The sequence below is a fragment of the Lacibacter luteus genome, from assembly GCF_004118265.1.
GTDB lineage: Bacteria > Bacteroidota > Bacteroidia > Chitinophagales > Chitinophagaceae > Lacibacter > Lacibacter luteus.
Window position 1 is genome coordinate 259,131 of record NZ_SDHW01000006.1, and the last position, 12,116, is coordinate 271,246.

Consider the following 12,116-nt stretch of genomic DNA (forward strand, 5'->3'; position numbering starts at 1 on the left):
CACATGCACTTGGTTGAAGTTAATGATAAACAGTCAGCAAAAGAATTTTTACAGGTTGCTGTTGCATTATATAAAGATGATGCGAACTGGATACGTCCGCTGGATAAGGATATTGAACAGGTATTTGATGAGAAAAAGAATAAAGCCTTTCTTAACGGGGTAGCAATACGATGGATACTAAAAAATGATGAAGGATTATTAATCGGTCGTATTGCAGCATTTGTAAACAGCCGTTACAAATCGAAAGGCGATGATGTGCCTGTTGGTGGTGTAGGATTTTTTGAATGCATCAACGATCAATCGGCGGCAAATTATTTATTTGATACAGCAAAACAATGGTTACAAAGCAAGGGCATGGAAGCAATGGATGGCCCAATCAACTTTGGTGAGCGTGATCGCTGGTGGGGTTTGCAGGTAGAAGGGTTTCAGCAGCCTTTGTATTGCATGAATTACAATCTGCCGTATTATCAACAGTTATTTGAGAACTACGGGTTTCAATTATTCTTCAATCAGTATTGCTATTCGCTGAAAGTAAAAGATAAGTTAAGTGAAAAATTTTACCAGCGTCATGATCATCTTTCAAAAGACCCCGATTACAAAGCTGTTCATATCAAGGTGAATCAACTCGAAAAATTTGCCAAAGATTTTTGTACTGTTTATAATAAAGCATGGGCCGGTCATGCAGGATTAAAACAAATGGAAGAGAAAACAGCCATTGCCATGTTCAATGCCATGAAACCGGTGATGGATGAACGCATTTGTTGGTTTACGTATTATAAAGATGAGCCTGTTGCTATCTGGCTCAATCTTCCTGATCTGAATCAATGGTTCATGGAATTGAATGGACGATTTGATAGCTGGAGCAAATTGAAATTCCTTTGGGTGAAAGCAACCAAGCGAAATAAAAAATTCACCGGTATCATCTTTGGCATTGTGCCCGAACATCAGCACAAAGGTGTAGATGCATTCATGATCATTGAAGCAGCAAAAGTGATACAGGCTCCCATGTTATATGATGATTATGAAATGCAATGGATCGGCGATTTTAATCCACGCATGATGAATGTAGCCGCCAGCCTGGGAACACATGTCAGTCGCAGGTTAATTACTTATCGTTTATTATTTGACAAAACGAAAGAATTTAAACGGCACCCGGTGTTATAATTCTATGTCTATAACATTTTTGCAGAATTGATTTGTAAAACAATTTTTACCAAGGGGAAAAATCATAAACCCTTTTAATATACCAATGCTTTGCCTTGTATTTTTGATACGTTTCTAAGGTGTCAAGTCCATAAAAATCTTCAAGCCTTTCATAATAAAATGTATCCTTTTGTGGAGCCACTTTAATCCCTTTCCAGATAATTGTATCGTCCCAAAAAGCAATGGATGTAATAGTTACCCTTGAATGATCTCCTATTTCTAAATAATTAGTTCGGAAAGTGTATTTTGTATCGGTGTCTTTTATTTCATAGCCGATTCTCTTTCCACATGCAGATAACGCAATCATAAAAACAGCTAATAAACGATTCATTTAATTGGGATTTGTACTAAGAAGAAGGTGTTCCTTAGTCAAATTTAACAGAAATTATAGACCTGTAAGGTTTACAGCGTTGCTCTTCAAGCCCGTCAAAATTCATAGGTTTTGCAGACGCTCACCACTTTTTAATAAACCTGTTAAAGGTTCTTGTGGTTGTACACTCACCGGAAGAAATAATTTTCGTATTTCCCGGACTTGCATCTTTTAACGCATCACCACAAAAAACAAGTTGTAAAGTGCGGCTACCCGCACAAGACCAATCGAAGCCTGTACCGCTGTACGATTTGCGGTCGGTTACTTCCCATTCTTCACAATTTCGGTTACTGTTTACTTTACTGCAGGTGGAACAACCTACAAGTATTACCAGGAATATCAGTTGCGTCTTCATCACACACAATTAAATGATGACCGGCTCCAGAGAAGGCTTATTAAAATTACGCTGTAATATCAGCAAATGCAAGTCAATACAGGTTTGCAACCCGGTAAGCTCATAGGTTTAATTTTTCCCTAAATTGCAGCCGCAGTTATGGATAAATTCATTGTTTCGGCACGCAAGTACAGACCCCAAACCTTCGATACGGTGGTGGGGCAAAGTCATATCACCACTACACTTAAAAATGCTATCAGCCATAATCAATTGGCGCATGCATTTTTGTTTTGCGGTCCACGTGGTGTGGGTAAAACAACCTGTGCCCGTATTCTGGCCAAGACGATCAACTGCGAAAATATTCAACCCAATGGTGAGGCTTGCGATACCTGTGTAAGTTGCCGTACGTTTAACGAAGGCACATCACTCAACATTCATGAATTGGATGCGGCGAGTAACAACTCGGTGGATGATATCCGTTCGTTGATTGAACAGGTTCGTTTTGCACCGCAGATGGGGCAATACAAAGTGTACATCATCGATGAGGTACACATGCTCAGCTCAAGTGCCTTCAATGCATTTTTGAAAACACTGGAAGAGCCTCCATCCTATGCTATTTTCATTTTAGCAACAACAGAGAAACACAAGATCTTACCAACCATCCTCAGCCGATGCCAGATCTTCGATTTCAAACGTATTACAACCAACGATACTGTTGAACATCTGCAGGAAATTGTTACCAAAGAAGAGCTGAAAGCGGAGAAACCGGCATTACAAGTGATTGCGCAGAAGAGTGAAGGTTGTATGCGTGATGCACTCAGCATCATGGATAAGATTGTGAGCTTTACTAATGGTGAACTTACTTATCAGAATACATTAGAGCATCTGAACATTTTAGATGCAGATTATTTTTTCAAGTTACTTGATGCCATGCAGCAGCAGGATCTTGCAACAGGTATGTTGTTGTTCGATGATATTAACCGCAAAGGTTTTGAAGGCGACATGGTATTGAATGCCATGGCCGAATTCTTCCGCAACCTGCTGGTGTGTAAAGATGAAAGGGTAGCCAGCCTGCTGGAAGTGGTTGAAAGTTTCAAAGACCGTTATATTGCTGCTGCAAAGAAAACATCAGCATCTTACATCATCAGTGCATTGAATGTATTGAACGAAGCGGAGATCGGTTACAAACAGGCACGCAACAAACGTCTGCATGTAGAGTTGGCAATCATTAAACTCACTTACCTGCAACAGGCCATCGACCTTTCTGATAAAAAAAAAGTAGTTGATAAAGCGAAAGCCGTTCAGTTCCGCTCGTTGCAGCCGGTGGAAGTAAAGGAACAAGCTGAAGGCACAAGGAACAAGGTACAGGAAACAAGCGGCGCAAGGCTGCTAGTGGAAGAACCACAGCAGAGACTGCAAGGCACAAGTTACAAGGTACAAGAGCCAATATCCCCGTCCGACCAGGTGATCCGGGCGGGCAATGCTCAAAATCCATCAATACAAAATCCACCAATACAAACTTCAACACCTAAAGCAAACACAGCTGGTTTAAAAGGTGGTTTATCAAAGCTGCGGGAGAAGATTGCTGCCGAAAGCAACAGTGCTGCCAATCAACAAAGAGATATTGATGTGGAAGGTTTGAAAATAGCCTGGCAGGAATATATTTTGAAACTGAAAGCAGCAGCAAAACATTCGGTGGTATCCACTTTTGAAATGATGGAATGCCGTATGAAATCGCCCATCGATTTTGAAGTGGTTGTTTCAGGTGCAATACAGGCAGGTTTTCTGAAACAGGAAAAAACTTCCTTACTGCTGCATATACAGAGTTTTTTCAAAAACCCCAATCTCAATATTCATGTTGATCTGATAGAAGAACCGGAAGATAATACACCGGTTGAACGTCCGCTTTCAGTTAGGGAACAGTTCCAGCTAATGACAGAAAAATATCCGCTGGTAAAAGAATTGAGAGATCGTTTAGGAATGCAGCTCGATTAATTGAGTGCCTACAGCTTTATCAATTTTGCATCGTAACGTAACGTTGTTTTTATTTCCATACGATTGCCGCTGATGCTGTAAGCTGCAGGAACGCAAGGAAACACAGATTGCAATAAACAGTTTTGCAGTACAGTTAAAAAAGCTGAGCCCAGTTGGTCTTCTGCAACTTTGGTCATTGACCCAAAAGAACCAAACAGAATATTTCCGTTTGATGGCAATGTATAGCTTCCGCCGCTGAAAATATTAACTCTTGTTTTTCCGCTAAACGATCCATCTGCATTCAAGGTAATTTGTATACGTTCTGTTGTTCCTGAAGGATAAGTAATGGTTGTTCCCGTGCTTTTATCGTTTACTTCGGTTAGTTGCCAGGTACCTGTTAATTGCGTGTTGGCAGCAGTATTTGCTGTGTTTTCCTTACGGCAGGAAAGCAGCACAAACGCAAAAATAGAAGCAGTTAGAAACAGGCGCATAACAGTAATTTATACCATGACAATAAAGTACCGGGGATCGTTGCCTTACCCTCTTGATTTTCCGCAAAAATGTGTTTTAAAAAGCGTTTTCCAAAGCATAACCCTCAGCTCTTGAAAAGCTAACAGTTATTGGCAAGAAAGCACAGGTCGATATTTGGCTAAATTGCCTTAATTTCACGCCCTCATTACGACAAAAAAACTGATTTTATGGCTGAAGTGATTCGCATGCCCCTGTTAAGTGATACAATGACCGAAGGAAAGATTGTAAAATGGAACAAGCAGGTAGGCGACAAAGTTAAAAGTGACGATGTGCTTGCAGATGTTGAAACCGATAAAGCTACCATGGAAGTAGTTGGCTATGCAGACGGTACATTGTTATACATTGGCGTGCCCGAAGGAAAGGCCGCTCAGATAAACGAAATCATTGCAATTGTAGGTAAAGAAGGCGAAGACTATAAGAGCCTGCTTGATGGCGGTTCTGCTGCCCCGGCTCATGCCGCTGCTGAAGCTGCCGCTCCTGCTCCATCTGCCCCTGCTGCTGCCGGTGTTGATGCGGATGCATTGGCTGCTCAGTTAGGTGTTACGGTAATTCGTATGCCGCTGTTGAGCGATACTATGACAGAAGGAAAGATCGTAGCCTGGAATAAAAAAGTTGGCGATGTTGTTAAAGCCGATGAAAGTTTAGCAGATGTTGAAACAGATAAAGCAACAATGGAAGTAGTTCCTTATGCTGACGGTACAATTTTATACACCGGTGTTGAAGCCGGCAATGCTGCCAAAGTAAACGAAGTAATTGCAGTTATCGGTAAGGCCGGTACAGATATTACTGCTTTGGTTGCCGCATTTAAAAATCCGGGTGCTGCCGCTCCTGCAAGTACAGCTGCTGTAACTACTGCTGCCGTTTCAAGTGCGCCTGCAGCTGCAACAAGCACTGCAAGCTCAAGCACAGAAAACGGTCGTGTAAAAGCATCGCCATTAGCTAAGAAAATTGCCGCAGATAAAGGTATCGATCTCCACGCTGTACAAGGTAGTGGCGATGGTGGCCGTATCATTAAAGCAGATGTTGATAATTTCAAACCTGCTGCAGCCGCTGCTTCAGCTCCTGCTCCTGCTGCTTCAAAAGCATCTGCACCTGTTATTGCGTTTACACCAGGTGCCGGTGAAGGTTATGTAGATACGCCTAACAGCAATATGCGTAAAACCATTGCACGTCGTTTAGGCGAAAGCATGTTTACTGCTCCACACTTCTACCTGAAGATGGAACTGAACATGGATAATGCAATGGCAGCACGTGCACAAATGAATGCAGTTAGTCCGGTTAAGATCAGCTTCCAGGATATGATGATCAAAGCCTGCGCAATGGCATTACGTCAACACCCTGCTGTAAACTCATCATGGATGGGCGAATTCATCCGCACCTACCAACACATTCATATTGGTAGTGCTGTTGCAGTTGATCAGGGCTTGATTGTTCCCGTATTCAAATTTGCAGATCAGAAAAGTTTAAGCCAGATCGCTTCTGAAGCAAACGGCTTGTACGATAAAGCAAGAACAGGTAAACTTCAACCACAGGAGTTCAGTGGTAATACCTTTACCATTTCTAACTTAGGTATGATGGATATTGAAGACTTTACTGCCATCATTAATCCTCCTGACAGTTGTATCCTTGCGGTTGGCCGTATTAAGGAAATTGTTATCAAGAAAAAAGATGGCAGCTTTGGTACAACCAATGTTATGAAAGTAACACTCAGTTGCGATCACCGCAGTGTTGATGGCGCAATTGGTGCATCCTTCTTACAAACACTCAAGAAGTACATCGAAAATCCTGTTACCATGTTGGTATAAGTATCTTCAATCAACTTTATATAATCCCGTTGCAAAATGCGACGGGATTTTTTTTGCGTATTCATTACCTAACTTAGCATGTATAAGTATCAGTAAAGATGAGCATCACCAATAACGAAGAACTGGAGGGTATGAAGGCAATCAGCAATGCTGTTGCACTTACATTAAAAGCCATGCGTGATTTTGCAAAACCCGGTATCAGCACAAAAGAATTAGATGAGTATGGTGGAAAGATGCTGGAAGATATGGGCGCAAAATCGGCGCCGTTTCTTACCTATAATTTTCCGGGCTACACCTGTATTAGTGTAAACAAATCGTTTGCACATGGCATTCCTTCTTCCGATATTATTTTGCAGGAAGGCGACCTGGTGAATATTGATGTATCTGCTGAGTTAAATGGTTATTGGTCTGATAATGGTGGTTCTTTTGTTGTGGGAAGCGATCTGCATGGTCATCAGCAATTAGTCGATCTGTCGAAACGCATTTTGTACAATGCGCTGAATGAAATTAAAGGCGGTGTGCGCATTGCAGAAATTGGTAAGCTCATTGAAACACAGGCAAAAAAAGCAAACTGTAAAGTGATACAGAACCTAACAGGGCATGGTGTTGGCCGAAGTTTGCACGAAGAGCCGGAAGAAATTCCGAATTACTACGATCGCTTTAATACAAAACGCTTTCGCAAAAATTCTGTAGTTGCCATTGAAACATTCATTGCTACACATTCAACATTAGCTACAGAATTAAGCGATGGCTGGACTTTTGTTGGCAATAAAGGTGGCTATGTTGCACAACACGAACACACTATTCTTATTACCGATAATAAGCCTGTTATTTTAACAGCTGCTAACGAAATATAAATGCAAGTTTTTTGTTCAGCAAAGAATAATGCGCTGTATTCCTGTTATCAGATTCTACTCTTGCTATCGTTGTTGCAATTGGTCACAATACTACTCCTTTCGGCCAAACCCTTACTGCATCTAACTTACGGCTGTTCATATTCGAGAACTATTTTTCAGTAATTTTTGAAAATTCTAAACTTCTTGCTAACTTAGGGGCATGAAGATTTCAGAAGCCAGACAGCAATTCATCAGCACATGGGGAGCAATGGGTACACATTGGGGCATTAACCGCACAATGGCGCAGGTGCATGCATTGCTGATGATTAGTCCGGAACCACTTACACAGGACGATATTATGGCGCAGCTCAACATTAGTCGTGGTAATGTGAACATGAATATCCGTGATCTGATCGATTGGGGTTTGGTTGACCGAGTGTTGATACCGGGAGAACGAAAAGAATATTTTACTGCAGAAAAAGATATCTGGAAAGTTGCAACACAAATCATTAAAGAACGCAAGAAGAGAGAGCTGGATCCGATGATGAAACTGATGGATCAGCTGAGTAAAGTAGAAGGCGATAAACGTGATAAAGAAGTAAAAACATTTCTCGATACAATTAACGGCATTAAAAAATTTGGTGCTCATGCCGATGATATGCTTGATGTGCTGGTTAAAAGCGATGAAAACTGGTTCTTAAGTACAGCACTCAAAATTTTTAAATAGTTTATTCTTTCAAGCCGGGTAATACCGGCTTTTTTTATAATTAAGTTTTCGCTGTGAAAACTTAAACGGCAGCATTATGAAACGTTTTAAGCTAATTGAATTTTACAACAGTGTTCTTTTGATCACCGGCTTTTTTATCAGCTGGCTCATCAGCAGCGATAACAGCCTGTTGCTTACAGCCTATTTTACCATTGGTGCAGTGCATATAGTTGGCATGTTGGTGCATGCTGCCAACAAATGGTTTACCAACCGAAGCAGTCTTCGCCTCTATTACCACTGGCTCATTACTATTTTGATCTTACTGGTACCGTTTGGCTTTGGTTTATTCATTCTGTTGTACACCGCACCTGTTCTGGCGATCATCTACACCATCATCTGCAAGCTTGAAATAAATGCGTTACAGTTGAAAGAACTTGTGCATTTGAAATAATCTCCCTGCTAAATTATCTGTGATGAAATTAGAAATTCCCAATTGGCTAATTTATATCGGTGCAGCCGGACAAATTTTTACAGCACTGGTTTATCCTTACATTCGCCATAAAGTATTCGACTGGTATAACGATATAAAAAAACTTAAACCACTCAACCAGGAAATTGCAAAAACCTATGGTCGTTATATACAAGGGTTAAATTTTTCCTTTGGCTTAATTTCATTTTTGTTGGCTGATGATCTAAAGAACGGAACATCACTCGCCTTAGCATTATCGGGACTTATTGCAGCTTATTGGACAGGAAAAGTAATTACTCAATTTGCATACTATCCAATGTATAAGATTCCGAACAAACCAGTATTCAAAATTGGTGAAATAGGAATGAACACACTCTTCATTAGCTTTGCGGTTGTATTTATTGGCTTATTTATTACAAATCTCTTACAACTAATTGCACCTATTTAATTACAACGTAATTTACATTAAGGATCCTTATTTTTTTACCATGAAGAAACCCATGTTTATACTCTTTTTTAATTTCCTTTTCGTAATGGTATATGCACAAAATGTAAAGCAGGATTTATTGAATCGCTACTTTGAAGTTACCACGAATGAAAAAGAAGCTTTTTTCTATCGCTTATCGCAATCGTATAATGGCGTATGGGCTTATACTGACTATGATTCAAAAAGCAGGGTGGTTCGTAACGGTTATTTTACTGATAGCACATTTCAGGTACAAGTTGGCCCTCATGCTTTTTATTGGGAAGGCAAACCTCTCTATAAAGGACGATATGTTGACGGAAAACCGAGCGGCTATTGGTATTTCTATAATCAGAAAGGTGTAGTTTACGATTCGCTTCACTATGTTGTTTCTAAATCAAAAAAAGAAGAAATACCTGGCTTAAATGAAAATGAAGAAGAAGAAAAAAAGAAAACACTTCTCTTACAGGAAGAACATTTAAAAAAAGATACCAGTAAAGCCTTTGTTTCGGTTGAAAAAGAAGCAGACTTTCCCGGCGGTGAAAAAGCATGGGCGAAATATATTAGTAAGCAACTCACTTTTCCTGATTTAGTTCTGGCCACCAATAAACCTCAACGCATGTCAGTTGAAGTCCAATTTGTTGTTTGTTCAGATGGAGAGGTTTGTTCAGTTGAGGCAATTAACAGCTCAACACCCTTGCTGGATATGATTGCCATTAACGCAATCAGAAAAGGACCAAAATGGAATCCTGCTTATCAAAGTAATAAGAATGTAAAGGCTTGGAGAAGGCAAAAAATTTCATTCATAATTCCGGAGGATTAAATTATGAGCAAAAACACACTTGTACTCGGTGCATCAGACAACAGCAGCCGCTATAGTTATTTAGCAGTTCATAAATTGCGAAGTAAAGGGCATTCAGTAAAAGGTATCGGCAGCCATAAAGGCACAGTAGCAGATGTAGAAATTGAAACGGAAAAATTACCGCATAAAGAAATCGATACAGTTACACTTTACATTAACCCTACGCATCAACAGGAGTACTACGATTATATCCTTTCTTTAAAGCCTAAACGCATCATTTTTAATCCGGGTACGGAGAATCCGGAGTTGGAAAAACTGGCACAAAACAGCAATATTGAAACGGTGGAAGCATGTACGCTTGTGCTCTTAAGTACAGGCCAGTATTAGGTTTCAGCCCACTCTCCTGTTCGTATAAATTTCTTCGGTTATCCCCAGCTGTTAATAAACTTATAACACGACGAGCTTGCTGCAAGCGAAAAGAGTTTCGTAAATTAGGGAAACCCCCTTATTTATGAAATGGAGAAAATTTAATGGCGAGCACATACGTATTCCTATTAAGGAAGAAGTGCGTACCGCCATTGTAAGAGAAACCGATAAAGGTTTCCGTTTAAAAGTTTGTATTGGTACCGATAGCCAGGTAAAAGGAAGCGATACCGAGTTTGCTACTGTTATTGTTTTTCTACGTGAAGGACATGGAGGCTTTATGTTCATCCACAACGATAAAACAAAACAGAAGTATTCCATTAAAGAAAGAATGCTGGTAGAAGTTGCAAAAAGTATTGAGATTGCTTACGAACTCTGCGACCTGTTTACACAGTATGATGTTGACATGGAAGTACATGCCGATATCAACACCAATCCTCACTTTAAAAGCAATGAAGCATTGCGTGAAGCAATGGGTTACATACTCGGTATGGGCTTTGCATTTAAAGCCAAACCCGAAGCTTTTGCCAGCAGCAGCTGCGCCAATAAAATTGTAAACTGATTTTTGTCGTTTACGGTTCTGCCCCTCAACCGTGCAAACCACGGTTCATAGCTTCGTCGCCCTTTACAAACGCAGCAAATCTTTTCTCTTTTACATTTTGGGTGTTCCCCAGTTGGCCATAATACTATCTTCATGTCTGTTAAAAATGCGTTCCCATCTTTTCCAGAATAAATTCTTGTCTGCATCTTTTTTAAACGATGCATCAATCAGTTCGCTGGTTTTGTTTGAGGCTTTTGGAATATTACCAAAACCATCTATTTCATAAATGAATAAGATCTTAAAATTATCGTCGCCCCAATAGTGTGTAAGTATGCGAAAGTTTTTAATAAGCGTATTCGGACGAACACCTTTATCGATGTAATACATAACGAGCGAATCTACATTAACGCCTTTGAGTGTTGTATCGCCATTTTCTGGTGGCGTAAACATCCATGTTGTTACAATAACGGGATTAGGTTCTTTTGTTTCCTGTGCCACTAAGTGTGTGCTTACATGCATACAAAAGAGAGTTGCTGCGACAAATAAAGTCTGTCTCATGTTGTTTGTTTTACAAATTATAAAATGGACACGGGCAACGCTTTACGCTTGCAGTTTACTTTGTGGAGAGAAGTAAAAAAGAAAGGATATACAAGTTAAACAACCTTGCACAGAAATGCAATATGAGTTTATTGCAATATTTCCGAAACATATTCTTTAAGATTCGCTTTTATTCTCGCACTATTATTTCTGCACAAACAAGCATGTTTCCAAAAACCTTAGCAGGCTGTGGTATATACCATTGAAAGTTATTCTTTTCATCTCCCCTCAACCTGGTTAATGACTCTTTCTCATTTCTTGTAAATGATATTTGCGGTTGATTGTAATCAATTGCCGGAGCTACCGAAAGCCATTGAATTGCAACAAAAAAAGATCTTGCACCTAAAGTGATATTCTGATCAGTTATATCAACAACCATTCTGTTATTGCTAATATTCATTTGTGTAATAATAACATCTGTATTTAATAACTCCCTTTCCGGGCCTCCCTTTGATCCCGCTTCATAAATATGAATACGAACAGGGTTACAAAAAACTTGCTTCTTGTTTTAATTTCGAATTACAAATGAAATTTTACTAATTGTGCAAAGATTAATTTCAGCAGGAACTTTTATCAATTTTGCAAACTCTGTCCTTACAGTTAAGTTAGCAGAAAAAGAATGCGACACCTTAGCTTTAATTGTGCCAATTTTTTTGGTTTCGAATTTACCTGTGTATACAGTAGGTAATTGTTTCACCTTGGGAACAAGTTCAACGTGCCTATTAATAACAAAAGAACCGGCACTTATAAGTAACTCGTTAAATCCTATACAGGATATAGACAAGGTATCGTTTTCAAATGCAGAAATAAAAAACCGGCCGGTTGAATCTGCATCAACGTAAACAGATTTATTTTTTATGGATATAGATGCATATTGAACAGGACTCTTGTCAGATGCATCAATCACTACTCCTTCGATCTTTCGTTGAGAAAATAACTTAGTAGAAATAAGGATGAACAATAGCAGTGTGATTGTTCTTGTAAACAGGATGTTCATTAAGGTTAGTTTCCTGTAATATAAATCTCATTTTACCAGGATTAAAACCGAAAGCAGCAGATTGC

The 12,116-nt window shown here is 39.6% G+C and carries 16 protein-coding genes; 10 read left to right on the forward strand and 6 right to left on the reverse strand.

Annotated elements, in window-relative coordinates:
- Positions 1-3: 3 nt before the first annotated feature.
- The gene (locus ESA94_RS17780) at positions 4-1,164 is read left to right on the forward strand and encodes a hypothetical protein (protein ID WP_129132289.1); all 1,161 of its coding nucleotides are present in this window, start codon (positions 4-6) and stop codon (positions 1,162-1,164) included.
- Positions 1,165-1,210: 46 nt separating this feature from the next.
- Here ESA94_RS17780 and ESA94_RS17785 read toward each other — a convergent pair whose 3' ends face one another.
- Together ESA94_RS17785 and ESA94_RS17790 are read right to left on the reverse strand one after the other, a co-directional pair.
- Positions 1,211-1,534 carry a hypothetical protein gene (locus tag ESA94_RS17785; RefSeq protein WP_129132290.1) on the reverse strand — a complete coding sequence of 108 codons (324 nt, stop codon included), beginning with the start codon at positions 1,532-1,534 and terminating at the stop codon, positions 1,211-1,213.
- 121 nt (positions 1,535-1,655) lie between these two features.
- Positions 1,656-1,928 carry a hypothetical protein gene (locus ESA94_RS17790; RefSeq protein WP_129132291.1) on the reverse strand — a complete coding sequence of 91 codons (273 nt, stop codon included), beginning with the start codon at positions 1,926-1,928 and terminating at the stop codon, positions 1,656-1,658.
- Positions 1,929-2,066: 138 nt separating this feature from the next.
- Between ESA94_RS17790 and ESA94_RS17795 the strand changes: the two genes are divergently transcribed.
- Positions 2,067-3,902: a DNA polymerase III subunit gamma/tau gene (locus ESA94_RS17795; protein ID WP_129132292.1), complete on the forward strand. Its 1,836-nt coding sequence runs from the start codon at positions 2,067-2,069 to the stop codon at positions 3,900-3,902.
- Positions 3,903-3,910: 8 nt separating this feature from the next.
- On the opposite strand, the gene ESA94_RS17800 is transcribed toward ESA94_RS17795, so the two are convergent.
- Positions 3,911-4,372 carry an META domain-containing protein gene (locus ESA94_RS17800; RefSeq protein ID WP_129132293.1) on the reverse strand — a complete coding sequence of 154 codons (462 nt, stop codon included), beginning with the start codon at positions 4,370-4,372 and terminating at the stop codon, positions 3,911-3,913.
- Positions 4,373-4,579: 207 nt separating this feature from the next.
- Here ESA94_RS17800 and ESA94_RS17805 point away from each other — a divergent pair, with 207 nt between their 5' ends.
- From ESA94_RS17805 to ESA94_RS17840, 8 genes are all read left to right on the forward strand, one after another.
- Positions 4,580-6,217: a 2-oxo acid dehydrogenase subunit E2 gene (locus ESA94_RS17805; protein WP_129132294.1), complete on the forward strand. Its 1,638-nt coding sequence runs from the start codon at positions 4,580-4,582 to the stop codon at positions 6,215-6,217.
- A gap of 98 nt (positions 6,218-6,315) precedes the next feature.
- Positions 6,316-7,074, forward strand: coding sequence for a type I methionyl aminopeptidase (gene map, locus ESA94_RS17810; RefSeq protein WP_129132295.1), 759 nt, complete (start codon positions 6,316-6,318; stop codon positions 7,072-7,074).
- A 199-nt stretch (positions 7,075-7,273) separates the two neighbouring features.
- Entirely contained in the window at positions 7,274-7,780 is a 507-nt protein-coding gene (locus tag ESA94_RS17815; RefSeq protein ID WP_129132296.1) for a GbsR/MarR family transcriptional regulator, read from the forward strand.
- A gap of 76 nt (positions 7,781-7,856) precedes the next feature.
- Positions 7,857-8,210: a hypothetical protein gene (locus ESA94_RS17820; protein ID WP_129132297.1), complete on the forward strand. Its 354-nt coding sequence runs from the start codon at positions 7,857-7,859 to the stop codon at positions 8,208-8,210.
- A 22-nt stretch (positions 8,211-8,232) separates the two neighbouring features.
- Positions 8,233-8,676 carry a hypothetical protein gene (locus tag ESA94_RS17825; protein ID WP_129132298.1) on the forward strand — a complete coding sequence of 148 codons (444 nt, stop codon included), beginning with the start codon at positions 8,233-8,235 and terminating at the stop codon, positions 8,674-8,676.
- A 52-nt stretch (positions 8,677-8,728) separates the two neighbouring features.
- Positions 8,729-9,514 carry an energy transducer TonB gene (locus ESA94_RS17830; protein ID WP_205756007.1) on the forward strand — a complete coding sequence of 262 codons (786 nt, stop codon included), beginning with the start codon at positions 8,729-8,731 and terminating at the stop codon, positions 9,512-9,514.
- A gap of 3 nt (positions 9,515-9,517) precedes the next feature.
- Positions 9,518-9,880: a CoA-binding protein gene (locus ESA94_RS17835; RefSeq protein WP_129132300.1), complete on the forward strand. Its 363-nt coding sequence runs from the start codon at positions 9,518-9,520 to the stop codon at positions 9,878-9,880.
- Positions 9,881-10,004: 124 nt separating this feature from the next.
- Positions 10,005-10,478, forward strand: a complete 474-nt coding sequence (locus ESA94_RS17840) for a ribonuclease H-like YkuK family protein (protein ID WP_129132301.1) — start codon at positions 10,005-10,007, stop codon at positions 10,476-10,478.
- Positions 10,479-10,568: 90 nt separating this feature from the next.
- Here the strand turns inward: ESA94_RS17840 and ESA94_RS17845 are convergent, their stop codons facing one another.
- From ESA94_RS17845 to ESA94_RS17855, 3 genes are all read right to left on the reverse strand, one after another.
- The gene (locus ESA94_RS17845; RefSeq protein ID WP_129132302.1) at positions 10,569-11,015 is read right to left on the reverse strand and encodes a hypothetical protein; all 447 of its coding nucleotides are present in this window, start codon (positions 11,013-11,015) and stop codon (positions 10,569-10,571) included.
- Positions 11,016-11,184: 169 nt separating this feature from the next.
- Entirely contained in the window at positions 11,185-11,454 is a 270-nt protein-coding gene (locus ESA94_RS17850; RefSeq protein ID WP_129132303.1) for a hypothetical protein, read from the reverse strand.
- A 108-nt stretch (positions 11,455-11,562) separates the two neighbouring features.
- Positions 11,563-12,051 carry a carboxypeptidase-like regulatory domain-containing protein gene (locus ESA94_RS17855; protein WP_129132304.1) on the reverse strand — a complete coding sequence of 163 codons (489 nt, stop codon included), beginning with the start codon at positions 12,049-12,051 and terminating at the stop codon, positions 11,563-11,565.
- Positions 12,052-12,116: the final 65 nt, after the last annotated feature.

Coding starts and splice junctions, on each gene's coding strand:
- ESA94_RS17780 (WP_129132289.1), top strand. CDS start 4: ATGCACTTGGTTGAAGTTAATGATAAACAGTCAGCAAAAGAATTTTTA.
- ESA94_RS17785 (WP_129132290.1), bottom strand. CDS start 1,534: ATGAATCGTTTATTAGCTGTTTTTATGATTGCGTTATCTGCATGTGGA.
- ESA94_RS17790 (WP_129132291.1), bottom strand. CDS start 1,928: ATGAAGACGCAACTGATATTCCTGGTAATACTTGTAGGTTGTTCCACC.
- ESA94_RS17795 (WP_129132292.1), top strand. CDS start 2,067: ATGGATAAATTCATTGTTTCGGCACGCAAGTACAGACCCCAAACCTTC.
- ESA94_RS17800 (WP_129132293.1), bottom strand. CDS start 4,372: ATGCGCCTGTTTCTAACTGCTTCTATTTTTGCGTTTGTGCTGCTTTCC.
- ESA94_RS17805 (WP_129132294.1), top strand. CDS start 4,580: ATGGCTGAAGTGATTCGCATGCCCCTGTTAAGTGATACAATGACCGAA.
- map (WP_129132295.1), top strand. CDS start 6,316: ATGAGCATCACCAATAACGAAGAACTGGAGGGTATGAAGGCAATCAGC.
- ESA94_RS17815 (WP_129132296.1), top strand. CDS start 7,274: ATGAAGATTTCAGAAGCCAGACAGCAATTCATCAGCACATGGGGAGCA.
- ESA94_RS17820 (WP_129132297.1), top strand. CDS start 7,857: ATGAAACGTTTTAAGCTAATTGAATTTTACAACAGTGTTCTTTTGATC.
- ESA94_RS17825 (WP_129132298.1), top strand. CDS start 8,233: ATGAAATTAGAAATTCCCAATTGGCTAATTTATATCGGTGCAGCCGGA.
- ESA94_RS17830 (WP_205756007.1), top strand. CDS start 8,729: ATGTTTATACTCTTTTTTAATTTCCTTTTCGTAATGGTATATGCACAA.
- ESA94_RS17835 (WP_129132300.1), top strand. CDS start 9,518: ATGAGCAAAAACACACTTGTACTCGGTGCATCAGACAACAGCAGCCGC.
- ESA94_RS17840 (WP_129132301.1), top strand. CDS start 10,005: ATGAAATGGAGAAAATTTAATGGCGAGCACATACGTATTCCTATTAAG.
- ESA94_RS17845 (WP_129132302.1), bottom strand. CDS start 11,015: ATGAGACAGACTTTATTTGTCGCAGCAACTCTCTTTTGTATGCATGTA.
- ESA94_RS17850 (WP_129132303.1), bottom strand. CDS start 11,454: ATGAATATTAGCAATAACAGAATGGTTGTTGATATAACTGATCAGAAT.
- ESA94_RS17855 (WP_129132304.1), bottom strand. CDS start 12,051: ATGAACATCCTGTTTACAAGAACAATCACACTGCTATTGTTCATCCTT.